Source organism: Bradyrhizobium nivariense, assembly GCF_029846695.2.
Classification (GTDB): domain Bacteria; phylum Pseudomonadota; class Alphaproteobacteria; order Rhizobiales; family Xanthobacteraceae; genus Bradyrhizobium.
Genome location: NZ_JARWCR020000042.1, coordinates 26,966 through 51,878, shown reverse-complemented (window position 1 = coordinate 51,878; position 24,913 = coordinate 26,966). Strand labels below are relative to the sequence as shown.

The following is a 24,913-nucleotide window of genomic DNA, read 5'->3' as shown; positions in this document are numbered from 1 at the left end:
TCCTTCGAGGCCTCCGCTGCGCTCCGGCACCTCAGGATGACGGATAAACATACGAGCAAGGATTCAACATGCCGCATCCGCTCGACAGCTTCTTTGCACCGGCAAGCATCGCGCTGATCGGCGCTTCGCGTGATCACGAGAAGATTCCGGGCCGGCTGCTGTCGATGTTGCGCAAGAACGAGTATCCCGGAAAGATCTATCCGGTGAACCCGAACTACGCCGAGATCGACGGGCTCATTTGCCACAAATCGATCACGGAGATCGGCGCGCCGATTGATCTCGCCGTCATTATCATTCCCGCACGCGTCGTGCTTGCCGCGCTCGAACAATGCGCCGCCGCCAGCGTCAGGAACGCCGTCATCATTTCCTCCGGATTTGCCGAGGAAGGCGGCGACAGCGCGGCGATGCAGGATGCGATCGCGGCGCTGGCAAGGCGGACCGGCATGCGGATTTCCGGTCCGAACGCCGAGGGCTTTTTCAGCCAGATGCAGCGCGTGGCGGCGACGTTCAGCCCCGCCGTGGACGTCAAGCCGGGCGTGGTGCCGCTCGTGGCCACGACAAAGCGGATCGGCATCGTCGCGCAGAGCGGCGGCATCGGCTTTGCCTATTATCACCGGGCCAGGGCGCTCGGAATCGCCGTGAGCTATGTCGTCAGTACCGGAAACGAATCCGATCTCGGCGCCGGCGAGTTCCTGGACTATCTGGTGCAAGACGCTGCGACCGACGTGATCCTGCTGTTCATCGAAGGCATTCGCGACGTCGACAAGTTTCTCGCGGCGGCGGGGCGGGCAGCCGAGCTGAAGAAGCCTGTCATCGTCACGAAGGTTGGTCGCTCCGGCGCCGGGATGCGCGCCGCGGCGTCGCACACGGCGAGCATGGCCGGATGGTCGGCGGCCTATGACGCGGTGTTCGCCAAATATGGCTTCATCGTCTCCAACGATCTCGACGAGGCGCTGACGATCGCGGCGCTGCTCGCGAGCAACCCGCTGCCGAAAGGCGATCACGTCGCCGTGGTCACCGTCTCCGGCGGTGCCGGCATCTGGGGCGCCGATGCTGTGGCGCTGCAAGGCTTGCAGGTGCCGGAGCTCTCCGAAAAAGTCCAGGTGGAGATCAGGGCGCTGATGCCTTCCTACGGCACCGCGCGCAACCCGATCGATGTCACCGCGCAGGGCGTGACCTCGGGCGGTCTGCAGAAGAGCGTCGATTTGCTCACCGCTTCGGACGAGATCGACGCGATCCTGGTCGTGCTGTCGCTGTCGAGCGAGGTGCGCAAGCCCTTCAGGGAGGACGAGCTGAAGCCGGTGCTGGCAGCGCAGCACAAGCCGGTGGTGTTCTATTCCTACACGGTCCCGTCCGATTTTGCGCGACGCGAGCTTGCCAAATCCGGCGTCGTGGTGCTCTCGGGCCTCACCCATGTCGGCGTCGCGATGCGGCAACTCGTCGACTACGCCAACTTCAAGCTGCAGAAGCCCGCGGACGGGGCGCAAGTGCCCGCGCGGGACATCTCTGCGCACCTGAAATCGCCGGCCTTCTCGGAGGCCGACAGCAAGGCGTTGCTCCGCGCCGCCGGCATCATGCTGCCGGACGAAGTGCTGGTGAAGGACAAGGGCGAGCTCGACGAAGCCGTCGCCCGCGTCGGCTTTCCGCTGGTGATGAAGATCCAGTCGCCGGACATTGCGCACAAGAGCGAGGTCGGCGGCGTGCGCGTCAACATCACGGCAAAGGGCGAGGTGTTTCTGGCGTTCGAGGCGCTGCTCAACAATGCGCGCAAGCATCGGCCGGATGCTGTAGTTCAGGGCGTGCTGGTCGCACCGATGGCGAAGCCGGGCGTCGAGATCATCATCGGCACGATGACGGACAAGACCTTCGGGCCGATGGTGATGGTCGGCCTCGGCGGCATCGCCACGGAGCTGTTTCGCGACGTCGTCTACCGCCCGGCGCCGGTGAGTGCGGAGGAGGCGAAAGCGATGCTGGCGCGCTTGAAAGCCGCGCCGTTGTTGAACGGCTTTCGCGGGGCGGCGATGGCGGATGTTGCGGCGGTGTCGCGGTTGATCGCGGATATCTCGGTGCTCGCCGCGCGGCATGCAGAGGAAATCGCGGAGATCGAGTTCAACCCGGTGCTGGTGCACGCCGAAGGCCAGGGCGTGACGATCGTGGATGCGCTGGTGGTGGGGCGGAAGTAGCGCGCCACAAACACCGCTGTCGTCCTGGACAAGCGAGCGGAGCGAGCGCTGATCCGGGACCCATAACCACAGGGAGTGGTTTGGCGAAGACTCGTGGTTACCAGCTTCGCGCCACAACTTCTCCCTGGGGTAATGGGTCCTGGCTTTCGCCAGGACGACCATGGAGTGTCTGGCAACGCCGCCCCAATGCGGCGACGTAAGGCGGTGGCTACCGCCCCCTGAAATTCGCCGCGCGCCGTTCCTCCGTGGCCTTCACGCCTTCCTTGAAGTCTTCCGTGGCACGTAGTCGCGTCTGCTCCTCGAGCTCGTGATTGGTCGCAGCCATGACGCGATCGGCGAGGCCGGCGCGCATCGTGGCGCGGGTGGAGGCGAGCCCGAGCGGGGAGCATTCGGCGATTTCGCCGGCGAGCTTCAGTGCGGCCGCCTTGACCTGGTCCTGCGGCACCAGCTCGTTGGCGAGGCCCCATTTGACGGCCTCTTCGCCGGTGACGCGGCGGCTGGTGTAGAACATCAGCTCGGCGTTGTTCTTGCCGATCAGCTCGGGCAGCGTCACGGTCAGGCCGAAGCCGGGATGGAAGCCGAGTTTTGTAAAGTTCGCGGAGAAGCGCGCTTCGGGGCAGGTGACCCGGAAGTCCGCCGAGACCGCGAGGCCCAATCCGCCACCGATGGCGGCGCCCTGCACGGCGGCGACGATCGGCTTCTTGGCGCGGAAGATGCGCACGGCCTGGATATAGAGGTGGTTGATCGCGCCGAGGCTGTCGGCCGGATCGCCCTTCGCCGTCTTCTCGGCCTCGCGCGCTTCCTGCGCCTGTCGCGCTGGGTCACCGAAATTGGCGCCGGCGCAAAACGCCTTGCCCTGCGCCGATAGCACCGAGGCGCGGATCTCGATGTCGCGATCGAACTCGTCGAGCGCGTCCGCGATCTGGTTGATCAGCGAAATGTCGAAGAAGTTCAGCGGCGGGCGGCGGATTTCGATGGTGCCGACGTGCCCGACCTTCTCGACGCCGATATCTTTATAAGTGCTCATGATGTCCTCGAAGAGTTAGCGCAAACCAAGCCCGCGGGCGATGATGCCGCGCAGCACCTCGGTGGTGCCGCCCTGGATGGTGAGTTTCGGTGCGGTCTTGATGGCGAAGTCGAGCTGCCGCTCCAGCGTCTCGCGGTTGGTGGCGGTCTCCTCGACGAAGGCGGCGAGATCGCGAACGCGGTGCGGAAGCTGCTGCTCCCACACCGTGCCGATGTCCTTGACGATGGACGCTTCGACGACCGGCTCCTTGCCGGCCTGCAACATGCCCGCGACCGAGACCGACATGCGCCGCATGGTGTGGAGCTGCGCCACAAGCCGGCCGATGCCTTCGGCGCTGCGCGTATCCGGATTGGGGCCGACCGCGCGCACCAGCTCGGTCAGCACGTAATAGGTCTCCAGAAAACGCTCGGGGCCCGAACGCTCATAAGCGAGTTCGCTCGTCGCCTGCTTCCAGGCGCCGTCGACTTCGCCGAGCACATGATCGTCAGGCACGAAGAAATCGGTGAAGACGACCTCGTTGAACTCGTACTGGCCGGTGATCTGGCCGATCGGGTTCACCTGGATGCCCGGCTGCTTCATCTTGACCAGGAACTGCGTCAGGCCGTGACGCCGGTTTTCCTTGGTCGGCTGCGACGTCCGGAAGATCGCGATCATGTAGTCGGCGATGTGTGCCGACGAGGTCCATATCTTGGTGCCGTTGATGAGATAGCCACCATCAGTTTTGGTCGCGCGCGTCTTCGCGGCGAACAGGTCCGAGCCGGAGTTCGGCTCGCTCATGCCGATCGCGAAGCAGATCTCGCCGCGGCAGATGCGCGGCAGGATGTCCATCTTGATATTTTCGGGGGCGTATTTCAGCAGCACCGGCCCGCTCTGGCGGTCGGCGACGAAGAAGCGCCGCGTCGGCGCGTTGGCGACGCGCATTTCCTCGGTCACCACGTAACGTTCGAGGAACGAGCGCTCCTGGCCGCCATATTTCTTCGGCCAGGTCATGCCGAGCCAACCCTTGGCGCCGACCCGGCGGGAGAATTCCGGCGCGTCGGTGTCTTCGCGGTTGGGCTTGTGCGGATCGAAGGTGCCGGCGGCGATCTCTTCCGCGAGGAAAGCGCGCACTTCCTTGCGCAATTGCTCGCATTTCTCGGGCAGGCGGATCGGATCGAAACGGAGGGCAGCGGTCATTGTTGTCTCGTCCCTGATCAGCGCGAAGCCACGAGCGGCCACAATTCGTCGGCGCCGCGGTTTGCGATGAGCTTGCCGAGCTCGACGGCCCAGTGGCTTTCCGAACCGAAATCGTCGCGCCAGGCCAGCGCCCGCAGCGAATAGCGATGCAGGATGTGCTCCAGGGTGAAGCCGATCGCGCCATGGACCTGATGCGCGATGGCGCCGCCCTTTTCCGCAGCTTCCGCGCAGCGGATTTTTGCCGAGGCGGCTTCGAGGTAGACCGCATCGTCGAACGATTTTGCATTGGCGATGGCATCGGCCGCAGAGGTCGCTGCGGCAAGGGCAGCAGCGGACTCGCCGGCGAGGCGGGCGAGATTGTGCTGCACCGCCTGGAATTTGGAGATCTTCTTCTCGAAGGCGACGCGCTCATTGGAATAGCGCACGGAGATGTCGAGCATCGCTTCCAGCGCGCCCGCAATCTGAAGGCTGCGTGCGACGCCGCCCATCAGCATCAGGGTGGTCTGGTCAAAACCCTTCGGCGCCGGCTTGATGGTGACCGGCTGGACCTTGTCGAGCGTGACGGTGTCGCTGTGGTCGTAACCGACATTGAGTCCGGTCTCGATCTGCCCCTTGCTCGCATCGACCAGCGCGATCGAGGCGCCGTCCTTGCCGTGTGCCAGCACTGCAAAGTGCTTTGCCGCCTTTGCGAAGGGCACGCCGCGGGCGCGGCCGGAGAGCGCGCCGTCGGCATCGCGCGTGATCCGATCCTTCGGCGAGGCCGGCAGCAGCGTCATCTCTCCCTCGGGGGACGCGATCTTCGCCTGCGCCAGCAGCCAGCCCGCCAGCATGGTCTCGGCCAGGGGAACCGCGACTGCGAAACGGCCGGCTGCGTTCAGCAGCGCAAAACCGTCGGCAAGGCTAGCGCCGGAGCCGCCGAGATCGTCCGGCACCCAGGACAACGGCAAGCCGGCTTCGCTCAGTGCCTGCCATAGCGGCGCCTGCCACGAATCCTTTTTGTCGTTGTTGACGGTTTGCGGATCGGCGAGGTCGGCGAAGATTTTCTCCGCGGTCTCGACGACGATATTGTCACTCTCCGCCACAGCGTTCCCCGTGTTTTGCCATTGGCGCATCCGGCCCCGTGGGGCGGGCGCGCAGGTTCTTCTTGCGCCCGATGATCCGAAAAAGCCATGGCCCTGACAAGCGTTGATCGCAGGTCAACCTGCGGCGCGGGCATGGGCGACAAGCTAATTCCGCTTAGCGGAGTTTGCTCGATTTGCAGGGCGCGGCAAACTCGCTAAACAAGGTCAGCTAGCCAAGGCTTGCGAGCCAAGGCTTGCTAGCCCAAGGCTTGCATCAAAGACAGGGGAAGGAAATCGGATGGCAAAGGACAGTTTGTGCGCAATCGTGACGGGGTCCGCCTCCGGCCTGGGTGCTGCGACCGCGGAAATTCTCGCACGGAGCGGGGCGCGGCTCGTCATCAACTATTCCTCGAGCCAGAAGGAAGCGGAGGCGACCGCGGACCTTTGCCGCAAGGCGGGCTCTCCGGAAGTTCTGGTCGCGCAGGGCGACGTTTCAAAGGATGAGGATTGCCGCAAGATCGTCGCGGCAGCTGGCGGCTGGGGCCGGCTCGATGTGCTGGTCAACAATGCCGGCATCACCAAGCATGTCGCCCATGCCGATCTCGATGGATTGTCGGCGGAAGATTTCCAGCGCCTATACGGCGTCAACACCATCGGCCCGTTCCAGATGGTGCGCGCGGCGCGCAGCCTGCTGGAGGCCGGCGCCAAGGCCTCAGAGCGGCCGTCCGCCGTGGTCAACGTGTCCTCGGTCGCCGGGATCAGCGGCGTCGGTTCATCGATCGCTTATGCCGCGAGCAAGGGGGCGCTCAACACGATGACGCTGTCGCTGTCGCGCGCGCTCGCGCCGCTGATCCGCGTCAACACGGTATGCCCGGGCTATATCGACACGCCCTGGTTCACCAAGGGCCGCGGCGAGGCCGGCGCCAAGCAGGTGCGCGACAGCGTTGTGGCGAAGGTGCCGCTGAAGGTCGCATCATCAGCGGAGGACATCGCGCAGCTCGTCTGCTTCCTGGCGATGCCGGCCTCCAGCAACATGACCGGCGAGGTCGTGCGCATGGATGCCGGGATGCATTTGACTACCTAAGGCCTCGCAACACACTCGGTGTCGTCCCGGCGAAGGCCGGGACCCATAACCACAGGGCGTATTGTGGCGCGAAGCCGGCAATGACTGATCTTCGCCAAATCGAATTCGGTGGCTATGGGTCCCGGCGTTCGCCGGGACGACACCGTTTTTGTAGATAGACCACAGCCCAAATTGACTGCGACTACCCCTTGATCACGCCGCTCGCGACCAGCCGGTGCCAGATGAACAGCACCACCACCGCGCCGATCGTGGCCATGATGAATCCGGCGCCCTGGTCGGGACTGTAGTGGCCGATCGCCTGGCCGACGAAGGTCGCGAGAAACGCGCCGGCGATGCCGAGGATGGTGGTGAGGATGAACCCGCTCGGGTTGTTCGGTCCCGGCGCCAGCCAGCGCGCGATGAGACCGGCGATGAAGCCGACGACGATGATCCACAACAAGCCACCCATGCTCATGACAGCGCTCCCCTCGTTTTGACTAAAATCAGATTCTGCCCGAAAGCTCGTTCTCGGTCGGCAGCCGTCCGTCCGGTGTCAAATGATCGATCACCTGCGGCAGATACTGGCTGAGGCCCGAAAGCAGCTCGTCGCGCGACAGGCCGCTCTGGGCGGACAGGCTCTCGATCTGGTCGGCGCCGAGCGCGTTGGCGAGATCGCCCGGCGCGATCGCCTTGTTCTCGCCCTTGCCGACCCAGGTATTGGCGGCGTCGCCATGGCCGCCCTGCTGGAGCTGGTTGAGGAGATCGCCGAGACCGCCACTCAGCACCGTGCCGGCCGCACCGCCCGCGAGCAGGCCGCCAAGGCCGCCCTTGAGCAGATCGCCGAGACCGCCGCTGCCGCCGGGAAGAGCGTCGCCGCCCGTATTCACCGGCGTCGGAGGCGGCAGCGGTGACCGCTGCTGCGGCGCCGCGCCGGGCTGGCCTGCAGTCATGTGCTTGAACGCCTTCCAGGCGAGCAGGCCAAGGAGCGCCATGGTCATCGGCGACATGCCGCCCGAGGACTTCTCAGAGCTTGGCGTGCTCGGGCCGCGCGGGCCGTTCTGCATGCCGTTGAGGACGTCGAGTAGACCCATGGTGCTCTCCTTTGGCGTTCTCGTTGGCGAGTGCCCGCCGCTGATAGGCCCCCGGGGCAAAAACATATGGGGCTCTCATGACGGTTACAAGGCGGATGCGCCGCGATGGGCAGCCGGCCTCGCCTCTGCTATCGAAGGCCGGGCATTCAGGGAGCAAGGCGAGGTGATGACGGATCGACCGATCGTGGTGGCCGGCGCGGGCGCCATCGGATGTTTCGTCGGCGGCACCCTGGCGGCCACCGGCCGCCGCGTCGCATTCCTGGTGCGGCCGCGGGTGAAGGCCGAGATCGAGCGGTTCGGCCTGCGGCTGACCGATTTCGACGGCTCCGAGAAGAAGCTCAGCCCGGGCCAACTCGCGCTGTCGGAAGATCCCGCGATCCTCCACAGCGCCGGTATCGTGCTGGTCACGGTGAAGAGCGCGGACACGGCTGGTGTCGCGGACCAGATCGCGCAGCATGCGCCGCAGGATGCCGTCATCGTCTCGCTGCAAAACGGCGTCGGCAATGTCGCGGTGCTGCGCGAGCGCCTCGACGGCCGCCGCGTGCTCGCCGGCATGGTGCCTTTCAACGTGATCGGAATGGGCGAGGGCCGTTTCCACCGCTCGACCTCCGGCGACATTCATGTTGGCGAAGACGAAGCGAACACGGCCGCAGCGCTGTCGGTGCCGGGGCTCACCATGCGCGCGAGCCGCGACATCACGGGCGTGCAATGGGGCAAGCTGGTCATCAATTTGAACAATGCGCTCAGCGCCTTGTCCGACATGCCGCTCGCCGCGCAATTGGCGAACCGCGACTGGCGAAAACTGTTCGCCGACCAGATGGCGGAGGGGCTGGCTGCGATGAAGGCGGCCGGCATCACACCGGTTTCGGCGACGCCGATCCCGTCGTCCTGGACGCCCACCTTGCTGAGACTGCCTGACCCGATTTTCAACCTGATCCTGGGAAGGACCATGAAGATCGATCCCGAGGCGCGTTCCTCGATGTGGCAGGATTTGAAGCAGGGCCGCAAGACCGAGATCGACTATCTCCAGGGCGCGATCATCGCGCTTGCCGAGCGGAACAGCGTCGACGTGCCGCTGTCGCGCCGCATTGTTGCGCTGATCAACGAGGCTGAGGCCGCAGGCAAGGGTCCGCCGCGGCTGACGCCGCAACAGATCCACGGCGCTGCATGAGCTCACGCCGGTCGACGGGAGACGTGCGATGAAGCGCTATTTGACGATCGGGGTCGCACTGGCCGTCCTCTGCGGCGCCGTCACGTTTGCCCAAGCAAGGCCGCCGACGGTCACGAACTCTCCCGGCTATGACGCGCGATTGCGGGAGAGCCGGAAGGCGTTGAGCGGCTCGCCGACAACGGCGCCGGCCAGTGTGCCGGTGGTCGCACCCAAGCGCAGCAAGAAGAAGCACACGAACTGAGGCCGCATCCTCAGCCGTCGTCCTGGCGAAAGCCAGGACCCATACCGCGGAATCTATCAATAGTGAACGGTCGGAGTACCGAACTACAAGCCTGCCGCCAAACGGCCTCTTGGGATAATGGGTCCTGGCTTTCGCCAGGACGACGGCGGAGCTTGTGGCCGCAGCTCAGCCCTTCTTCGCGGGCTTGCTCGGCGTCGGGCTGAACAGCTTCTTCAGGTCGTTCAAGCTTTCCGACAGCCGCGGCCATTCGCAGGAGAACGAGCCCTTGGTGCAGGGCGCGCCCTTCGGCCGCGGTCGCGCGTCGCCGATGGCGGCCTGCTGGACTTTCGGCCGCTCGACCGGTACGGGCACGCGCTCGACCTCGGTTCGCAGCGCGACCTGCTGGAGCTGCTGCGCCTGTTGTTCCTGCTGCTCGCGCTGCAGGCGCATGGCGGCCTGGGCGGCTTCATTGCTGCGGCGCTGACTGGCGAGATAGGCGGTGTAGGATTCGTCGATCTTCTTCTGCTCCTCCGGCGTCGGATTGGGGCCGGCGATGTCGAAGGTGCGGTCCTGGAGGAAATCGTAATAGGCATAGCCGCCGCCTGCCTTGCGCCGGCCGGCGAATTTGGCGTTGCAGTCTGCAAGCGCAGCCGTCTTCTCGGATTTGGTCGCGGCTTTCTCGGCGGCGTCGGCGCAGGCCTCGAAGTCGACAGGGGCGCGCTTCCACCATTGTGCCTGGGCATGCGACGGCGTCAGCAGGAAAAATCCTGCTGTGGCGACGAGGAGCGCCGCACGACGCGATGCAACTGCGACCGACATTCTACGAGAGCATTCCTTGCAAAACTCAACCCGAACTGAGTCGAGCCGGATTTTTGCCCCTTTATTGCCGGCTTGTCACCCATGGAACCCGGGAATTTCATGGCTGTGATGCTGACATTTTTTGCTTGACGTGGTGCAGGAGTCACAGCGTCACTTCATCCTGCGCTCGCCTCGTCGGCGACGCCAAGAAGACGAAGTGGAAACGCCTGATGCTGCTGCCCTTGTCCGATGTGCCGCGCTGGTACGCCGCGCGCAAACCGCAAGGCACGATCGCCGTCCGTCACGGACCGGACACGCTGACATGGGACGCGCTCGAGCGCGGCGCCAACCGGCGCGCGCGGGCGTTTGCGGCCAGCGGCGTCAAGCCCGGCGACTTCGTCGCGATCGGGTTGCCCAACGGCAATGCGTTCTTCGAGACATCCTTTGCGGTGTGGAAGTGCGGGGCGACGCCGACCTCGCTGTCATGGCGGCTGCCGCGCGGCGAAGCCGCCGCGGTGCTTGCTATCCTGAAGCCGGCGCTCGTGGTCGGCGGCGAAGCCGACTGGAACGCGCCGAACCGCCTTCCTGCGGATTTCGTGCCGGAAGGATTTTCGGACGAGCCGCTCACCGCACCGGTGGCGCACTATTGGAAAGCCATGACCAGCGGCGGATCGACCGGCCGCCCGAAGGTGATCCTCGACCACCAGCCGGCGGTGACCGACACGGTCGCCGCGCCGCCGCTCAACATCCCCTTCGGGGTCTCGCTGCTCAATCCCGGTCCGCTCTATCACAATGCGCCGTTCATCGTGTCGCATTACGCGCTGTTCACCGGCGGCCAGCTCACCGGCCTCGTCAAGTTCGACGCCGAGGAGACGCTGCGACAAATTGCGCGCGAGCGCGTGCAATGGGTCAATTTCGTGCCGACCATGATGCACCGGATCTGGGCGCTGCCGGAGCACGTGCGCAATTCCTACGATGTGTCGAGCCTGCAGACCGTCTTCCACATGGCAGCTCCGATGCCGCCCTGGCTGAAGGAGAACTGGATCGCCTGGCTCGGGCCTGAGCGGATCTGGGAGCTCTATGGCGGCACCGAGCGCCAGGGCTCCTGCATCATCTCCGGCACGGAATGGCTGACGCACAAGGGCTCGGTCGGCAAGATCGGCGAAATGGCGCGCTTGCGCATCATCGGCGAGGACGGCAAGGACGTTGCGCCGGGTGAGACCGGCGAGATCTATTTCCTCAACAATGACGGCAAGGATGCCACCTATCACTATCTCGGCGCCGAGCCGAAGCGCCGCGCGGACGGCTGGGAATCGCTCGGCGACATCGGCAGGCTGGATGCGGAAGGCTACCTCTATCTCGGTGACCGCCTCGCCGACATGGTGCTGCGCGGCGGCGCCAACATCTATCCCGCCGAGGTCGAAGCCGCCGTCTCCGAGCGCCCCGGCGTGCGCTCCTGCGTGGTGGTGGGATTGCCCGATCCGGAATTGGGCCAGCGCGTGCACGCCATCATCGAGCCGGAGGGCGATGCGGACGGTCAGGCCATCGCCGACGGCATGGCGGATTTCCTGAAGGACAGGCTCAGCCGCTACAAGCATCCGGAGAGCTTTGAGATCGTCAGCGTCCCGCCGCGCGATGATTCCGGAAAAGTTCGCCGCACGCTGTTGCGCGATGAGCGCGCGGCGTGGATGAAGGAGGGGCGCGCCTTCCGGATTCTGCCCGCGAAGGCGCACGCCGACTGAGACAATTCACGGGAAGGACCGAACGAGCATGACCATCACCATCGCTGCGAACAGTGTGCCGAAGCCGCCGGCCGACATCATCGCGGGTTTTCGCGGTGCGCCGACCTCGGTCATTTCAGACAATCTCGCCCGGCTGCCGGGTGCGGTGGGACTCAAACCCTATCATCGCGGCGCTAAGCTGGTGGGCACGGCCTTCACGGTGCGCACCCGTCCCGGCGACAATCTCGCCATCCACCGCGCGCTCGAGCTGGTCGGTCCCGGCGACGTCATCGTGGTCGATGGCGGCGGCGATGAGACCCGCGCGCTGGTCGGCGAGATCATGAAGACTATCGCGCAGTGGCGCAAAGCCGAAGGCTATGTCATCGACGGCGCGATCCGCGATGTCGCAGCGTTCGCGGCCGATGACTTTCCCTGCTACGCCCGCGCGGTGATCCACCGCGGCCCCTACAAGAATGGCCCCGGCGAGATCAACGTGCCTGTTACGATCGGCGGCAGCGTGATCTCGCCCGGCGACATCGTCGTCGGCGACGAGGACGGCGTGGTGTCGTTTCCTGCCGCTGGTGCCGCCGCGCTGCTGGAAGCGGTGCGCGCCCAGGTCGCGCGCGAGGAGGAGACACTGAAGGCGATCCGCGAGGGCCGCTACCAGGGCTCTTACGGGAAGGCCTGATCAGAATAGGCGAGGAAGGACGGGCGTGCTGCTCGAGGGTTCGGCGATCCGCGTCACGAGAGGCCCCGTCCCGGGGATTGCCATCCCAGGTCCGGTGCGCACGCGCGGGCTTGAGCGTCAGATCATCTTGCCAACGATCTTTGTCATATCTGCCGCCGAAAACGCGCGCAGCGTTTCGGTGCGGACGTTGCCGAGTGCGCTGAGACTAAGGCTGAGCGACATCGCGGCGGCCTCATCTGGGGCCTCGAGAACGGTCACAACGTCATATCGTCCCTGCGTCCAGACGATCTCTTTCACGGTCACGCCGAACGTTTTGGCCAACTCCTTGAATGCCTCGGCCCGTTTCGGCGACTCCCTGACGCTGCGGACTCCCTGATCAGTGAAGTTTCCCAGCACGACATAGGTTACCATGGTCGTCCTCCCTGGTTAGATCCCAGATACAATTCTCGCTTGAGGAAACCGCGCCAAGCTTGCCACAGCGGCTGGGATAGCGCTACCTGCGCGTTGGGAGCGTCAGCGGATGTGACTTAACCGGTCAGGACAATGGCCGCGCAAAACTGAGTTCGTGGCCGTCTGGGTCGGTAAGATGGAAGTAGCGCTCGCCCCATTCCGCATCGCGTGGCGTGGTCGAGGGCTGCCACCCGGCGTCGCATGCGCGCTGGTAGGTCCCGTCGACATCGGCCACGTAGAAGATGACGCGGCCCCACCAGGACCAGTGCTTGTCGTCCGGCTGTGCCGTCAGGTTGAGATAGCCGGTCCCGGCGCGAAAGCTCGTGAATGCCGCGGCCTCGCCGCCATGCAGGAGCTCGAATCCCAGCGAACGATAGAAGTGCACGGCGCAGCCCATGTCATGCGTCCCGAGTGTGATGGCGCTGATGCTTTCGATCATGTGGGCTGCTCCACCGAGAGGGATCTTGGTAAACGATTGTACCGTAGCCTTGTCGCGATTGACGATGATCTGCCCCCGCCTTGCGGCTGGCGAACCGCACCCTGCTCTGCTATGAGGGGGCCGAACTCTTTCAAGCGGGTTCCGCGGTCCCGTAGCTCAGCCGGATAGAGCGACGGTTTCCTAAACCGTAGGTCGGAAGTTCGAGTCTTCCCGGGATCGCCATTTTGTCATAGGCACCGTCGCCGTTTGCCACACCCATCGGCGCAAAAATTGCTAGAAGCGAAGGCCTTCCTTGCTGGCCCGGCTGATGTGTCCCCCAGCCACACCTCACTGCCCCCATCCGGAGACGATAATGCCTTTCGACTTGATCCTGCGCGGCGGCCGTGTGGTCGACCCGTCCCAGAAGCTTGATGCCGTGACGGATGTCGCCTTTGCGGGCGGCAAGGTCGCTGCGATCGGCACCGGGCTCAAGGCCGATCCGGGCACCGATGTGCGCGACGTTTCGCAGCTCATCGTCACCCCTGGCCTGATCGATCTCCACACCCATGTCTATTGGGGCGGCACCTCGCTCGGTATCGACGCCGAGGAGTTCTGCCGCCTCTCCGGCGTCACTACCGCGGTGGACACCGGAAGCGCGGGGCCCGGCAATTTCGCGGGTTTCCGCAAGCACGTGATCGAGCCGAGCCAGGTCCGCATTCTCGCCTATCTGCACGTCTCGCATGCCGGCATTTTCGGCTTCTCGCACCGGATCATGGTCGGCGAGAGCGAGGAGTTGCGGCTGATGAATCCGATCGAGGCGGCCAAGGTGGCCGATGCCAACCGCGACCTCATCGTCGGCATCAAGGTGCGCGTGGGGCTGCATTCCTCGGGCACGTCGGGGATCGTGCCGCTCGACATCGCGCTCGAGGTCGCGAACGAGGTCGGCATGCCCCTGATGGCGCATATCGACCATCCGCCGCCGAGCTACGAGGAGGTGCTGGCGCGCCTGCGCCCCGGCGACGTGCTCACCCATGCGTTCCGGCCCTTCCCCAACACGCCCGCGACCGCGCAGGGCACGGTGAAGCGGGCGGTGCTCGACGCCCGCGAGCGCGGCGTGCTGTTCGACATCGGCCACGGCAAGGGTTCGTTCGCGTTCAAGACCGCGCGCGCCATGCTCGCCAACGGCTTCTATCCGGACACCATCTCCTCCGACGTTCATCAGCTCTGCATCGACGGCCCGGCCTTCGACCAGGTGACGACCCTGTCGAAATTCTTGTGCATGGGCATGCCGCTGTCGGACGTCATCGCAACCTCCACGGTCAACGCTGCGATGGCGCTGCGGCGGCCCGAGCTCGGCAGCCTCAAGCCGGGCAGCATCGGCGATGCCACGCTGATCTCGGTCAAGGAAGGCCAGTTCGACTATGAGGACGTCGTCGGCGAGCACCTGATCGGCGATCGGAAGATCGTGTCCGAAGGCGTCGTCATCGGCGGCCGCTGGTGGCATCCGAACTAAAGCTTCGCCTCTCGCCGCTCGTGACAGCTCCCGTATCAAGAAAGCGTGGCGGGAAGCTCGCCTGCGGCCATCCTTCGAGACGCCCGCCTACGGCGGGCCCTCAGGATGAGGTCGTGTTTCGCGGGGAGATACCAAACCCTCATGGTGAGGAGCCCGCCAAAGCGGGCGTCTCGAACCATGCAGGCCGAGCACGTCCGGTGACCTCTCAGCTGCCATATGCGATCGCCCTGCCCCTTATGGGAAGAGGCCGTCAGCCTACTCGTTCTTGTCGACATTCCAGAACATCGGCGTTGCCGGGCCGTCGATCACGCCGGTCAGTGATTTGCGCCATGCGCTCGGCGCCTGGAACTGGCCGAGCGGGATGTAGATCACCTGATCATAAGCTTCCTTCTGCACGTCGAGGGCGATCTTCTTCTGCTCTTCCGGTGAGGTGGCGCGGGCAAAAGCGTCGCGGAGCTGCTCGAGCTTGGGGTCCTCGGACCAGCCGTACCAGCCGCCGCTCGTGCCCTTGCCGCCCATCGGGACGTTGACCAGCGGGTTCATCGAATCGGCGGCGCCCTGGTAGGTGAAGAACATGTTCCAGCCGCCTTCTTTCGGGGATTTCTGGCTGGCGCGGCGGGTGACCACGGTCTGCCAGTCCATCGCCTGAAGATCGACCTTGAAGCCCGCCTCGCGCAGGAGCTGTGCGGCCATGACCGGCTGCGCTTTCAGCAGGATCTGGTCGGTCGGTGCCAGGATCACCACGGGCGTGCCGTCATAGCCGGCCTCGGCCAAGGCCTTTTTGGCGTCCGCCATGCCGTTGCCCCTGATCAGGGTCTCGCCGCCTTCGTCGCTGGCGAGCGGCGTGTCGCAGATGAAGAATGCGCCGCAGAACTTGTAGTATTTGGGATTGCCGATCTGTGCGTCGAGCACGTCCTTCTGGTTGATCGCGAGCAGCGCGGCGCGGCGGATCTTCACATTGTCGAACGGCGGATGCAGGAAGTTCATCCGGCCGAACGATTGGAAGCCGAACTTGTTCAGGATTGCCACGTTGATGTCCGGATTGGATTCGAGCGTGGGCAGCATGTCGAACGGCGGCGTTTCAACGAAATCGACATCGCCTGATTGCAGCGCGTTGAGCGCGGTCTGCGCGTCTGGCATCGTGATCCACTCGACGCGGTCGACTTTCACCACCTTGCCGCCCGAGGTCCATTCGGCCGGCTCCTTGCGCGGCACATAGTCGGTGTTCTTTTCGTAAACGGCTTTCACGCCGGGCTGGAATTCGCTCGCGACGAATTTGAACGGGCCGGAGCCGATCTGCTCCGGAATCTGCTTGGTGATCGGGGTCTCCGCAAGCCGCTTGGGCATCATGAAGGCGACAACCGCCGATGGCTTGGCGATCGTCTCGAGCACGAGGCCATAGGGCTCCTTCAGCTTGAAGACGATCGTTTTGGCGTCTGCGGCTTCGATGCCTGCCGTGAAGTCCATCAGCTTGCGCGCCATGCCGTCGACGCTCGTGCCCCAACGCTTCAGCGAGGCGACGCAATCCTCCGCCGTCACTGGCGCTCCGTCATGCCATTTCAGGCCCTCGCGCAAGGTAAAGGTGTAGGTCAGCTTGTCCGCCGACACGGTCCAGTCGGCCATCTGCGGTCGCACCTTGAAAGTGGTATCGATGCCGAGCAGGGTGTCGAAGACCATATAGCCATGGTCGCGGGTGATGATGGCTGTCGTAAAGCCGGGATCGGTGACGCGAAGGTCCGATTGCATCACCGCAATGAGGGTCTTGGGGCCGGCAGCGGCTGATGCCGGTGACGTCCAGGCAGCGGAAAGGGCCGACGGCGAAACAGCAGCAAGCTGGAGGAGTTTCCGGCGCGAAACGTGAACCATTCGCTTGTCTCCTGACGTGACGCAAACGCAACCAGATGGTGGTTGCCCCGTCACACGCAGCGTATGGTCTGGTGCCGCATCTTGCAATGAGGGGTTGTCTCGCAAATTTGAACCCGTTTGCGATCGAGCGAGGGCCGTCGGAACCGGCGGCGTGACGGCAGGCCGCTTCGTCCTAGGCCTGCTCGCGATAGAATTGCAGCAGCCGCGCGCCGGCCGCCTCGATCACGTCATGTCCGGGCAGGGCATCTTCGAGGGCAAGCTGTTCGCGGTCTATCCGAGCCGCAGATACCTCTCCGCCAAGGTGCGGACCTTCATCGATTTCATCGCCGCCGACAAGCGGATGAGATAGCCGCGTTGCAGCAACTTGATTACAGCGACCTGGCGATCAGCAGCTTCATGATCTCGTTGGTGCCGCCATAGATCTTCTGGATGCGGGAATCGATGAAGATGCGCGAGATCGGATATTCCTGCATGTAGCCGTAGCCGCCGAACAGCTGGAGGCATTCGTCGGCGGTCTGGACCTGCTTGTCCGAACACCAGTATTTCGCCATCGACGCCGTGACGGTGTCGAGGTCCTTGGCGACCAGGCGCTCGATGCACCAGTCGACGAAGACGCGCGCGATCATCGCTTCGGTCTTGCGCTCGGCGAGCGTGAAGGCGGTGTTCTGGAAATCCATCAGCGGCTTGCCGAAGGCTTTTCGCTCCTTGGTGTAGTCGACGGTGAGTTTTATGGCGCGCTCCATCGCGGCGACCGCGCCGACCGCGAGCGCGAGGCGCTCCTGCGGCAATTGCTGCATCAGCTGGACAAAGCCCTGGCCTTCCTCGCCGCCGAGCAGGTTTTCCGGCGGGACCGTGACGTTGTCGAAGAACAGCTCGGACGTATCGGAGGCATGCAGGCCGATCTTGTCGAGATTGCGCCCGCGCTTGTATCCATCCGCGCCCGATGTTTCGACCACGATCAGCGAAATGCCCTTGGCGCCGACGTCGCCGGTGCGCGCGACCACGACGACGAGATCGGCGGCCTGGCCGTTGGTAATAAAAGTCTTCTGGCCGTTGATGACGTAGGAATTGCCCTGCTTCCTCGCGGTGGTCTTGACGGCCTGCAAATCCGAGCCGGTGCCGGGCTCGGTCATGGCGATGGCGCCGACCATCTCGCCCGAGGCCATCTTCGGCAGCCAGCGCTTCTTCTGCTCCTCCGAGCCGTAGTTGAGGATGTAGTGCGCGACGATGGCGCTGTGCACGGAGACGCCGGTCGTCAGCTCCGGCACCATGCTTTCGAGGTCGTCGAGCACGGCGGCAGGTGGCACCCAAGCCGCCATATTCCTCCGGCACGCTTGCCAGCAGCGCGCCCATCTCGCCGAGCCCGCGCCAGGCGAAGCGGTCGACCATCTTCTGCTCACGCCATTTTTCGGCATGCGGTGCCAGGTCCTTGGCCAGATATTTCCGGAACTGGTCGCGGAAGATTTCGAGCTCTTCGGTCATCCAGGAGGAGCGGTAGGACATGGTCACCTCGGTCAATGCGGCTTCCCTGCTTGGTAGGCTAGTCAGCGGCGGCAATTATTGTGTTTTCAGGCTGCGCCGGTGACGCTAACAAGGCGGCCGTACCAGCGTCTGTCGGGATGTCTGATTGTGGCTGTCAAAATCCAAGCCGTCAAAACCAAAGAGCTCAAGCTCGACATCGAGCGCATCGGCACGGTCTCGGCGATCCTGACGCAGCCGGACGCTGCGCGCGCCTGTTACGTGCTGGCGCATGGTGCGGGCGCCGATATGCGGCATTCCTTCATGGAGAAAGTCGCCGCCGGCCTTGCGGAACGCGGTATCGCGACGTTCCGCTTCAATTTCGCCTACATGGAGAAGAAACAGGGCCGTCCCGACCAGCCGGCGGTCGCGCACGCCACCATCCGCGCGGCGGTCGAGGAGGCGGCGCGGCTATGCCCCGGCGTGACGCTCATCGCGGGTGGAAAATCCTTCGGCGGCCGCATGACGTCGCAGGCGCAATCCAAGGCGCCGCTGCCGGATGTCAAAGGGCTCGCCTTTCTCGGCTTTCCCCTGCATGGCGACGGCAAGCCATCGACCGAGCGTGCCGAGCATCTCGCGAGCATCGCAATTCGTATGCTGTTCCTGCAAGGCACGCGCGACAAGCTCGCCGATCTCGGCCATCTTAAGCCCCTCATCGAGGCGCTTGGTCCGAAGGCGACGCTGCATGAGGTCGAAGGCGGCGATCACTCTTTCGCGGTGTTGAAAAAGTCCGGCCGCACCAACGAAGAAGCCCTTACGGAGGTGCTTGATAGGCTCGCGGCCTGGATCGATGGGCTCGCCTGAAGCCAGAGCATGATCCGGAAAAGTGTGCAGCGGTTTTCCGAAAGGATCATGATCAAGAAATCAAGCCGAATAAAGCCCCTTGTCGCGCGCCTTCTGGATCGCGAGCGCGGCGATCAGGTCGAGGGTCGGCGTCGACAGGCCGGCGGTGCGCGCGAAGGCGGCGGGCGCCTTCACCAGCACGTCGATCTCCATGGCGCGGCCGAGCTCGTAATCCTGCAGCAGCGACGGCTTGTGATTGGGGGCGGGGCCGCTGCGGCTCACGCGCTTGACCTCGGGGATGAAGTGCTGGGCGATATCGTTGGCCTCGTTCAGCATCCGCGGAATGAGCTCGGCGAACGCAGAATCGTCGCGCACGCCGCGCGCCGTCTGGCCGGTGAGCAGGCAGAGCACCGACAGCGACATGTTGGTCAGCAGCTTTGACCAGATCGCCTCGCGGATATCAGCGACCGGCGGCGATTCCAGCCGTGCGTCGTTGAAGACGCCGCGGAGTTTCGTGATGCGCTCGCAATTGCGGTCGTCGCATTCGCCGATCAGCAGGCGGTTGCGGTCCGGCGTCAGGTTCTGCACCACGCCGGGCGCGGTCACCTCGTTGGAGGAGAAGACGACGCCGCCAACGATCCGCTCTTTCGGAATGCAGGCGCGCAAGCGCCCGCCCGGATCGAGGAAGGACATGTCTGGCGGGGTCGGGTGCCGCGGCGGCAGGCCGATCCCGTACCACCAGGGAATGCCGTTCTGGGCAAAAACGATCGCGGTGTCGTCCTGCAGCAGTGGCTTGATGCTGGCGACCAGCCCCTGGAGCGCGGTTGCCTTGAGCGTCGAGATCACGACGTCCTGGGGGCCGAGCTGGGCCGCATCGCCGGACGCGTTCACCTTGGCGGAGACCTCGGAATCGCCGACGCGCAGCTTGAGGCCGTTGGCGCGCACCGCCTCCAGATGGGCGCCGCGCATCACGCACGAGATCTCATGGCCGGCGCGGGCCAGCCTGACCGCGATATGGCTGCCGACGGCGCCCGCGCCGAAAATGCAGATGCGCATGGTGTGATGTCCCGTCCCTGATCCCTTGAATGCCGCCCGGCAGCAGCATGACACAAGCCGCCATGCGATGGACGCGGCCGCCCTACGCCGGAAAGATATGGATCGGAACGTGCGGCCTCGGTCATAGTGCCGGGCAAACAAACGACTGGAGGGATCGCCGATGACTGACCGCCCCGTCCTGTGGACCCTGGATGCGCGTGGGGTTGCGACCGTCACGTTGAACCGGCCGGAGGTCAACAACGCCTATGACGGCGCATTGATCGCAGGCGTGCTCGCGGCCATGGACGATCTCGGCAAGAAGCCCAATCTGCGTGTCGTCGTGCTCAGGGGCAATGGCAAGCATTTCCAGGCCGGTGCCGACCTCAAATGGATCAACGGCGTGCGGCCGCAATCGACCGAGGCGAACGAGGCGGCGTCGCGTGCGACCTTCGAGGCCGTGCAGCGGCTCAACACCTTGCCGATCCCGACGGTCGCGCTGGTACAGGGCGGCTGCTTTGGCGGCGGCACCGGCGTGATCGCAGCCTGCGACGTCGTGATCGCCGCGGACAACGCCCTGTTCTCGATCACCGAGGTGCGCTGGGGTCTGACCGCCGCCATCATCATCCCGCAGCTCTGCGATGCCGTTGGTGTACGGCAAGTCCGCCGCTACGCACTCACCGGCGAGCGCTTCGGCGCCGAGGACGCCCGCCGCATCGGCCTCGTCCACGAGGTGGTGCCGCTCGCCGATCTCGACGCCGCCGGCGCCAAGGTGGTCGAGCAGTTGCTTGCCAACGGACCGGAGGCGATGGCCGAGACCAAGCGGCTGGCGCTGGAGAGCTCGTTCGGCGGCATGGCGGTGGACGATGCGGCTTACAAGCGGCTCGTGCACCTGCATTCGCTCAAGCGGCAGAGCGCGGAAGCCGCGGAGGGGCTGGCGTCGTTCGCCGAAAAACGCGCGGCGAATTGGAGTGGCGGCAAGGCCTGAGCGCGTCGCTCAGCAGCAACTCGATACGATCTGCATCGTGCACCATCCCCAAATCTTGCCCGCGGCGGGATCGATTCGAATCCCCGTAATTCCGCGGGGCCGTCCTTAAGGGTTCAATCATTCCCGGCCATTATGGTTACGACAATTGTCACACCATGGTGTCGAATGCGCAGAGAAGTTCTGGGATTTTGGAAGGCCGTATCGATTGTCGCGGCGGCAACGCTGCTGGCCCTGCATCCGGTGACCGCTTCACCTCGACTGGTCTCTCTGGCGTTCAATTCCCAGCTGGGGAGCCCGCAGCAGATCGGGGCGGATGAGTTTCGCCAGAATCTGGCGGCATTGCCCGGCAAGCACATCGTGGTCGACCAGCGCGCCACCAATGCACTCGGTAGCGAGAACGCCATTCTCGCCGCGACGCAAGCGGGCGCCGTCGATATGGCGGTGCTGTCGGGTTCGGTGGTCAGTGCGGTCGTCCCCGAACTCGGTGTGTTCGACATTCCCTTCCTGTTTCGCGATACGGCTCACGCCAAGGCCGTGGCGCAAGGTCCGGCCGGCGCGGCAATCGCCGCCAAATTCGGCGATAAGGGGCTGACCTTGCTGGCGATTGGCCGACAGGGCTTCCGCAACGTCACGAATTCCAAACGGCCCGTTCGCACGCCCGAGGATATCAAGGGTCTGAAGATTCGTGTCATCCCGAACCCGATCTATCAGATGACGTTCAAGGCGCTCGGTGCCGAAGTGATCCCGATGGAATTTCCGCTGGTCTATACCGCGCTCAAGGACGGCCGGCTCGATGGGCAGGAAAATCCGGTACCGACCATTGCCGGCTCCCGTCTCTATGAAGTCCAGAAATACCTCACATTGACCGGCCACTTCTTCGCGCCGATCGTGTTCATCGCCAATCGCGCCATGTTCGAACAGCTCACTCCGGCCGACCAGGCAACGCTGATCGCGCAAGCAAAAGCGGGGGCGGAGGCGACATGGCTGGCAAAGCTCGATGCCGCGTCGCTCGAGCAGGTGCGCAGCGGCGGCATGGACGTGATCGAGAAATTCGATCGCCAACCCTTCGTCGACGCGGTCAAGCCGCTCGATCAGGAATTCGAGAAGCGGTTCGGCAAGGATTTGCTCGTCACCATCCGGTCCACTCAGTAAGAATTTCGGAATTCCCATGAAATTATCGCACATGATGTCCCGGGTCGGTGTTCGTCCGCGCGTGTTTGGCGGTTTTGCGCTGGTTCTGAGCTTTCTGGTCCTGCTCGCGGGCTTCGCCGTGGTCCAGGTCGAGCGGATCGGCGGAACGGTCAATGACCTCGTTACCAGCGCTGCTGGCGACGCCGGCATGTCACAGGCGCGTGCCGCGCTTTTGGAAGCGAACTCGGCGGTAGAGAAATTCATTCGGACCTGGAATGTCGGCGACAAGGATGCCGCAGCCAAGGCGATCGACGGCGTGGGCAAACTGGCCGATCAGGCCGATCGGCAATTCGGCAAACTGCAAGCGATCGCGGAAGGCATCGGCCCGGTCAAGACGGCGCTGGATACCTATCGTTCGTCGTTCACCGCGGCGGCAGATGCCGCAGATCGGCTGCGCGCCGCCACCACGAAGACCGACGCCCAGGGCGCGGCCGCCGGCCTCAATGTCAGCGGCATTCAGGTTGCGCTTGCCAATCGCTCGGATGATGCGGAACGGCTTGTCAACCCGATGCGCCTGGCCGGCGTTGTCGACGCGCTGCGCGTCACCGTGATGCGCTATGGGTCCACTTTGTCGACGGGCGATGCCGACGACGCCAAGCAGGCGTTGTCGTACGCCCAGTTGGCGATCGCAGACACCGAGTCCGAGCTGGCGACGGCGGACGCCCCCAAATTGAAGACGCTGGTCGCAGCACTTAAGACCGCGATCGCCGCCGACACGACGGCGCTCGAAGAGGTCATCAAGGTCGCCGCCGATCTGCGCGCCAGGCAGGCCGAATTGAAGAAGGCGAGTGCGGCGATCGACGATCAGGTCAACAAGATCAATGCGAAGCTCGGCACCGTGCGCGCTGAGCAGGGTGACAGGACCTCGGCAGCGGTCGATCAAACCAAACAGACCGTTATCGCGACCGCGGCCGGCGCGCTGCTGCTGGGAGCGGTGCTCGCATGGCTTATCGGAGCCAGCGTATCCGGCCCGATTCGCGGCATGACGGACCGGATGCAATCGCTGGCGGCGGGCGAGCTCGATGAGCCGATTCCGGGCGGCGAATCGCGCGACGAAATCGGCCGCATGGCGCGTGCCGTCGAGGTGTTCCGCGAAAACGCACTGGCGGTTCGTCGCATGGAAGGCGAGGCCACGGCACAGCGCGAAGCCACCGAGGCCGACCGTGCCCGGATGATGTCTGATCTTGCCGGCCGTTTCGAACAGGGCATGCAGGGGGTGATTGCCGGTGTCGGTGGCCGCGCCGACGACATGGGGCGCAGCGCCGAGGAGTTGGCAAAGGTCGCCGAGCGTGGTCGCGGGCTCGCCGAAGCGGTCGCGACCCGCGCCGAGCAGGCATCGATGAACGTGCAGACCGTCGCCTCCGCCACACAGCAACTCGCGGCCTCGATCCGCGAAATCTCGAGCCAGGTGCACCGCTCCGTCGCGGTCTCGAACCGGGCGACCGACGAGACCAACCGCACCTCCGATTTGATCCATGGGCTGTCGGATGCGGCTGAAAAGATCGGCACCATCATTCAATTGATTCAGGCCATCGCCAGTCAGACCAATCTGCTGGCGCTGAACGCGACCATCGAAGCGGCGCGCGCCGGTGACGCCGGCCGGGGCTTCGCGATCGTCGCCAGCGAGGTCAAGAGTCTCGCGACCCAGACAGCGCAGGCGACCGAGCAGATCGCCAGCCAGATCGCGACGATCCAGAGTGCGACCGGCCAATCGGTCCAGGCGATCAAGCAGTTCGGCACCACCGTCAAGGAAATGGCCGACATCGCCACCGCGATCGCCGCGGCGGTCGAAGAGCAGGGCGCGGCAACGGGCGAAATCGCGCGCAACGTCGAAGAAGCGGCCAACGGTACCACGGCGGTGACGCAGGAAATCGGTCAGGTGCGCGCGGTGGCGGGCGAGACCGACGCCGGTGCCGAAGCCGCTCTTACGGTCGCGGCGGCCCTGAAGCAGCAGGCGGATTCAATGAAGTCGAACGTCGACGAGTTCCTCCACACCATCCGCTCGGCGGCCTGAATTCCCGGAGAAATCGGCGATGCCGCAGGTGCAAACGAAACGGGCCTTACAGCACCGGCAACAGCGAGCTCTTCAATTCGCGCAATAGCGCCTGAACCGCTGCAGCCTGGACCCGCCGCTCGGGAATGGTTGCCTTGACCCATAATTCGGGGATTGGAAAATCCGGCAGCACGACCTGCAACGTGCCTTGGCGTAGTGCCTCTTCCGCAAGGTAGTGCGAGATGAAGGCAATGCCGTTGCCGGCGATCGCGCTTTTCACGAGCACGTGGCCCTCGTTCGAACTCAACAGCGGGCGGACCTGAACCGTGATACGGTCGCGCGGCCCGTCGAACACCCAGTCCGGGCCGGTGGGAAGAAAACTCAGGCAACGATGATCGACCAGATCGCGCGGGTGTCGCGGCATGCCGTGCGCCCTGAGATAGGCCGGCGACGCGCACAACAAGCGCTTCAATCGGCATAGGGGTTCGTCGACCACACCGCCGAAAGAATGCGGGAACGCGCCGATGGCGATATCGAAGCCTTCCGTCACCGGATCGACGGGACGGTCGATCAGGACAATTTCAAGTTTCAGGTTCGGGTTTTGGGTCTGGAACGCGCTGAACACATCGGCAAGCCGGGCGATGGTCAGCGATGTCGGTGCCTTGATACGCAAATGATCGATAAGATCATGCCCTTTCTCGCCCATGCGCGACAGGAGATCGCCGACATCGGCGACCACGCTCCGCGCCCGGTGGAGATATTCCTGGCCGGCCGCGGTCAGCCGCAATTGCCGCGTCGAGCGATGAAACAGCCGCGTGCCGATCCGCGTCTCCAATTGGGTGACCCGCTTTGCGACGACCGAAGTCGCGACGTTGAGCTTTCTAGCCGCGGCGGAAAATCCGGCCGCGTCCGCGGTGGCGAGGAACGCCTGAAGGTTTACCAGGATGTCCATCTCCGACCTT

Annotated in this window: 23 protein-coding genes, 1 tRNA gene and 1 pseudogene; 13 read left to right on the top strand and 12 right to left on the bottom strand. The window is 64.7% G+C overall.

The features are described from left to right. Positions 1-68: 68 nt before the first annotated feature. Positions 69-2,183: an acetate--CoA ligase family protein gene (locus QCM77_RS28630; protein WP_279685832.1), complete on the top strand. Its 2,115-nt coding sequence runs from the start codon at positions 69-71 to the stop codon at positions 2,181-2,183. A gap of 208 nt (positions 2,184-2,391) precedes the next feature. Here the strand turns inward: QCM77_RS28630 and QCM77_RS28625 are convergent, their stop codons facing one another. The 3 genes from QCM77_RS28625 to QCM77_RS28615 are packed head-to-tail and all read right to left on the bottom strand — an operon-like array spanning position 2,392 to position 5,468. Beyond that, positions 2,392-3,210 carry an enoyl-CoA hydratase/isomerase family protein gene (locus tag QCM77_RS28625; protein ID WP_279685831.1) on the bottom strand — a complete coding sequence of 273 codons (819 nt, stop codon included), beginning with the start codon at positions 3,208-3,210 and terminating at the stop codon, positions 2,392-2,394. Between the two features lie 15 nt (positions 3,211-3,225). Beyond that, entirely contained in the window at positions 3,226-4,386 is a 1,161-nt protein-coding gene (locus QCM77_RS28620; protein WP_211400069.1) for an acyl-CoA dehydrogenase family protein, read from the bottom strand. A gap of 17 nt (positions 4,387-4,403) precedes the next feature. Next, complete coding sequence (locus QCM77_RS28615) at positions 4,404-5,468, bottom strand: acyl-CoA dehydrogenase family protein (protein ID WP_279664866.1); 1,065 nt, start codon at positions 5,466-5,468, stop codon at positions 4,404-4,406. A 277-nt stretch (positions 5,469-5,745) separates the two neighbouring features. Between QCM77_RS28615 and QCM77_RS28610 the strand changes: the two genes are divergently transcribed. Continuing rightward, the gene (locus QCM77_RS28610; RefSeq protein ID WP_279685830.1) at positions 5,746-6,531 is read left to right on the top strand and encodes an SDR family NAD(P)-dependent oxidoreductase; all 786 of its coding nucleotides are present in this window, start codon (positions 5,746-5,748) and stop codon (positions 6,529-6,531) included. Positions 6,532-6,712: 181 nt separating this feature from the next. Here the strand turns inward: QCM77_RS28610 and QCM77_RS28605 are convergent, their stop codons facing one another. After that, a complete protein-coding gene (locus tag QCM77_RS28605) occupies positions 6,713-6,985 on the bottom strand; it encodes a GlsB/YeaQ/YmgE family stress response membrane protein (RefSeq protein ID WP_083636342.1) in 273 nt (90 codons plus the stop codon). Positions 6,986-7,013: 28 nt separating this feature from the next. Then, positions 7,014-7,601 carry a YidB family protein gene (locus QCM77_RS28600; RefSeq protein ID WP_279685829.1) on the bottom strand — a complete coding sequence of 196 codons (588 nt, stop codon included), beginning with the start codon at positions 7,599-7,601 and terminating at the stop codon, positions 7,014-7,016. A gap of 163 nt (positions 7,602-7,764) precedes the next feature. Here QCM77_RS28600 and QCM77_RS28595 point away from each other — a divergent pair, with 163 nt between their 5' ends. Next, positions 7,765-8,772 (top strand): 2-dehydropantoate 2-reductase, encoded by a 1,008-nt coding sequence (locus tag QCM77_RS28595; RefSeq protein ID WP_279685828.1) that lies wholly within the window; start codon positions 7,765-7,767, stop codon positions 8,770-8,772. 28 nt (positions 8,773-8,800) lie between these two features. Continuing rightward, a complete protein-coding gene (locus QCM77_RS28590; RefSeq protein ID WP_279664872.1) occupies positions 8,801-9,013 on the top strand; it encodes a hypothetical protein in 213 nt (70 codons plus the stop codon). 165 nt (positions 9,014-9,178) lie between these two features. Here QCM77_RS28590 and QCM77_RS28585 read toward each other — a convergent pair whose 3' ends face one another. Then, a complete protein-coding gene (locus QCM77_RS28585; RefSeq protein WP_279664873.1) occupies positions 9,179-9,811 on the bottom strand; it encodes a hypothetical protein in 633 nt (210 codons plus the stop codon). 209 nt (positions 9,812-10,020) lie between these two features. Between QCM77_RS28585 and QCM77_RS28580 the strand changes: the two genes are divergently transcribed. Then, positions 10,021-11,532 carry an AMP-binding protein gene (locus QCM77_RS28580; RefSeq protein WP_279664874.1) on the top strand — a complete coding sequence of 504 codons (1,512 nt, stop codon included), beginning with the start codon at positions 10,021-10,023 and terminating at the stop codon, positions 11,530-11,532. Positions 11,533-11,560: 28 nt separating this feature from the next. After that, complete coding sequence (locus tag QCM77_RS28575; RefSeq protein WP_279685827.1) at positions 11,561-12,199, top strand: RraA family protein; 639 nt, start codon at positions 11,561-11,563, stop codon at positions 12,197-12,199. Between the two features lie 117 nt (positions 12,200-12,316). Here the strand turns inward: QCM77_RS28575 and QCM77_RS28570 are convergent, their stop codons facing one another. Both QCM77_RS28570 and QCM77_RS28565 read right to left on the bottom strand, forming a co-directional pair. Beyond that, positions 12,317-12,610, bottom strand: coding sequence for a GYD domain-containing protein (locus QCM77_RS28570; RefSeq protein ID WP_279664876.1), 294 nt, complete (start codon positions 12,608-12,610; stop codon positions 12,317-12,319). Between the two features lie 124 nt (positions 12,611-12,734). Further along, complete coding sequence (locus QCM77_RS28565) at positions 12,735-13,088, bottom strand: VOC family protein (protein WP_279664877.1); 354 nt, start codon at positions 13,086-13,088, stop codon at positions 12,735-12,737. A gap of 145 nt (positions 13,089-13,233) precedes the next feature. Between QCM77_RS28565 and QCM77_RS28560 the strand changes: the two genes are divergently transcribed. Next, a tRNA-Arg gene (locus tag QCM77_RS28560) sits at positions 13,234-13,310 on the top strand. A 130-nt stretch (positions 13,311-13,440) separates the two neighbouring features. Further along, positions 13,441-14,580: an amidohydrolase/deacetylase family metallohydrolase gene (locus tag QCM77_RS28555; protein ID WP_279685826.1), complete on the top strand. Its 1,140-nt coding sequence runs from the start codon at positions 13,441-13,443 to the stop codon at positions 14,578-14,580. A 255-nt stretch (positions 14,581-14,835) separates the two neighbouring features. Here the strand turns inward: QCM77_RS28555 and QCM77_RS28550 are convergent, their stop codons facing one another. Next, positions 14,836-16,446: an ABC transporter substrate-binding protein gene (locus tag QCM77_RS28550; RefSeq protein ID WP_279664879.1), complete on the bottom strand. Its 1,611-nt coding sequence runs from the start codon at positions 16,444-16,446 to the stop codon at positions 14,836-14,838. A 151-nt stretch (positions 16,447-16,597) separates the two neighbouring features. Here QCM77_RS28550 and QCM77_RS28545 point away from each other — a divergent pair, with 151 nt between their 5' ends. Then, a complete protein-coding gene (locus QCM77_RS28545; RefSeq protein ID WP_462676352.1) occupies positions 16,598-16,795 on the top strand; it encodes a type 2 periplasmic-binding domain-containing protein in 198 nt (65 codons plus the stop codon). A 19-nt stretch (positions 16,796-16,814) separates the two neighbouring features. Here QCM77_RS28545 and QCM77_RS28540 read toward each other — a convergent pair. Continuing rightward, positions 16,815-17,949, bottom strand: a pseudogene (locus QCM77_RS28540) (acyl-CoA dehydrogenase family protein). A gap of 120 nt (positions 17,950-18,069) precedes the next feature. On the opposite strand from QCM77_RS28540, the gene QCM77_RS28535 reads away from it, so the two are divergent. After that, positions 18,070-18,768: an alpha/beta hydrolase family protein gene (locus tag QCM77_RS28535; protein WP_279664952.1), complete on the top strand. Its 699-nt coding sequence runs from the start codon at positions 18,070-18,072 to the stop codon at positions 18,766-18,768. Between the two features lie 60 nt (positions 18,769-18,828). Here the strand turns inward: QCM77_RS28535 and QCM77_RS28530 are convergent, their stop codons facing one another. Further along, the gene (locus tag QCM77_RS28530) at positions 18,829-19,803 is read right to left on the bottom strand and encodes a ketopantoate reductase family protein (RefSeq protein WP_279664880.1); all 975 of its coding nucleotides are present in this window, start codon (positions 19,801-19,803) and stop codon (positions 18,829-18,831) included. A 160-nt stretch (positions 19,804-19,963) separates the two neighbouring features. Here QCM77_RS28530 and QCM77_RS28525 point away from each other — a divergent pair, with 160 nt between their 5' ends. From QCM77_RS28525 to QCM77_RS28515, 3 genes are all read left to right on the top strand, one after another. Continuing rightward, the gene (locus QCM77_RS28525; RefSeq protein ID WP_279685825.1) at positions 19,964-20,767 is read left to right on the top strand and encodes an enoyl-CoA hydratase-related protein; all 804 of its coding nucleotides are present in this window, start codon (positions 19,964-19,966) and stop codon (positions 20,765-20,767) included. A gap of 165 nt (positions 20,768-20,932) precedes the next feature. After that, positions 20,933-21,919 carry a TRAP transporter substrate-binding protein gene (locus tag QCM77_RS28520; RefSeq protein ID WP_279685824.1) on the top strand — a complete coding sequence of 329 codons (987 nt, stop codon included), beginning with the start codon at positions 20,933-20,935 and terminating at the stop codon, positions 21,917-21,919. A 16-nt stretch (positions 21,920-21,935) separates the two neighbouring features. Beyond that, a complete protein-coding gene (locus tag QCM77_RS28515) occupies positions 21,936-23,972 on the top strand; it encodes a methyl-accepting chemotaxis protein (protein ID WP_279685823.1) in 2,037 nt (678 codons plus the stop codon). A gap of 46 nt (positions 23,973-24,018) precedes the next feature. Here the strand turns inward: QCM77_RS28515 and QCM77_RS28510 are convergent, their stop codons facing one another. After that, entirely contained in the window at positions 24,019-24,903 is an 885-nt protein-coding gene (locus QCM77_RS28510; RefSeq protein WP_279685822.1) for a LysR family transcriptional regulator, read from the bottom strand. Positions 24,904-24,913 lie beyond the last annotated feature (10 nt).

Coding starts and splice junctions, on each gene's coding strand:
- QCM77_RS28600 (WP_279685829.1), bottom strand. CDS start 7,601: ATGGGTCTACTCGACGTCCTCAACGGCATGCAGAACGGCCCGCGCGGC.
- QCM77_RS28530 (WP_279664880.1), bottom strand. CDS start 19,803: ATGCGCATCTGCATTTTCGGCGCGGGCGCCGTCGGCAGCCATATCGCG.
- QCM77_RS28515 (WP_279685823.1), top strand. CDS start 21,936: ATGAAATTATCGCACATGATGTCCCGGGTCGGTGTTCGTCCGCGCGTG.
- QCM77_RS28555 (WP_279685826.1), top strand. CDS start 13,441: ATGCCTTTCGACTTGATCCTGCGCGGCGGCCGTGTGGTCGACCCGTCC.
- QCM77_RS28585 (WP_279664873.1), bottom strand. CDS start 9,811: ATGTCGGTCGCAGTTGCATCGCGTCGTGCGGCGCTCCTCGTCGCCACA.
- QCM77_RS28575 (WP_279685827.1), top strand. CDS start 11,561: ATGACCATCACCATCGCTGCGAACAGTGTGCCGAAGCCGCCGGCCGAC.
- QCM77_RS28525 (WP_279685825.1), top strand. CDS start 19,964: ATGACTGACCGCCCCGTCCTGTGGACCCTGGATGCGCGTGGGGTTGCG.
- QCM77_RS28580 (WP_279664874.1), top strand. CDS start 10,021: ATGCTGCTGCCCTTGTCCGATGTGCCGCGCTGGTACGCCGCGCGCAAA.
- QCM77_RS28630 (WP_279685832.1), top strand. CDS start 69: ATGCCGCATCCGCTCGACAGCTTCTTTGCACCGGCAAGCATCGCGCTG.
- QCM77_RS28520 (WP_279685824.1), top strand. CDS start 20,933: ATGCGCAGAGAAGTTCTGGGATTTTGGAAGGCCGTATCGATTGTCGCG.
- QCM77_RS28625 (WP_279685831.1), bottom strand. CDS start 3,210: ATGAGCACTTATAAAGATATCGGCGTCGAGAAGGTCGGGCACGTCGGC.
- QCM77_RS28570 (WP_279664876.1), bottom strand. CDS start 12,610: ATGGTAACCTATGTCGTGCTGGGAAACTTCACTGATCAGGGAGTCCGC.
- QCM77_RS28550 (WP_279664879.1), bottom strand. CDS start 16,446: ATGGTTCACGTTTCGCGCCGGAAACTCCTCCAGCTTGCTGCTGTTTCG.
- QCM77_RS28620 (WP_211400069.1), bottom strand. CDS start 4,386: ATGACCGCTGCCCTCCGTTTCGATCCGATCCGCCTGCCCGAGAAATGC.
- QCM77_RS28590 (WP_279664872.1), top strand. CDS start 8,801: ATGAAGCGCTATTTGACGATCGGGGTCGCACTGGCCGTCCTCTGCGGC.
- QCM77_RS28510 (WP_279685822.1), bottom strand. CDS start 24,903: ATGGACATCCTGGTAAACCTTCAGGCGTTCCTCGCCACCGCGGACGCG.
- QCM77_RS28565 (WP_279664877.1), bottom strand. CDS start 13,088: ATGATCGAAAGCATCAGCGCCATCACACTCGGGACGCATGACATGGGC.
- QCM77_RS28610 (WP_279685830.1), top strand. CDS start 5,746: ATGGCAAAGGACAGTTTGTGCGCAATCGTGACGGGGTCCGCCTCCGGC.
- QCM77_RS28605 (WP_083636342.1), bottom strand. CDS start 6,985: ATGAGCATGGGTGGCTTGTTGTGGATCATCGTCGTCGGCTTCATCGCC.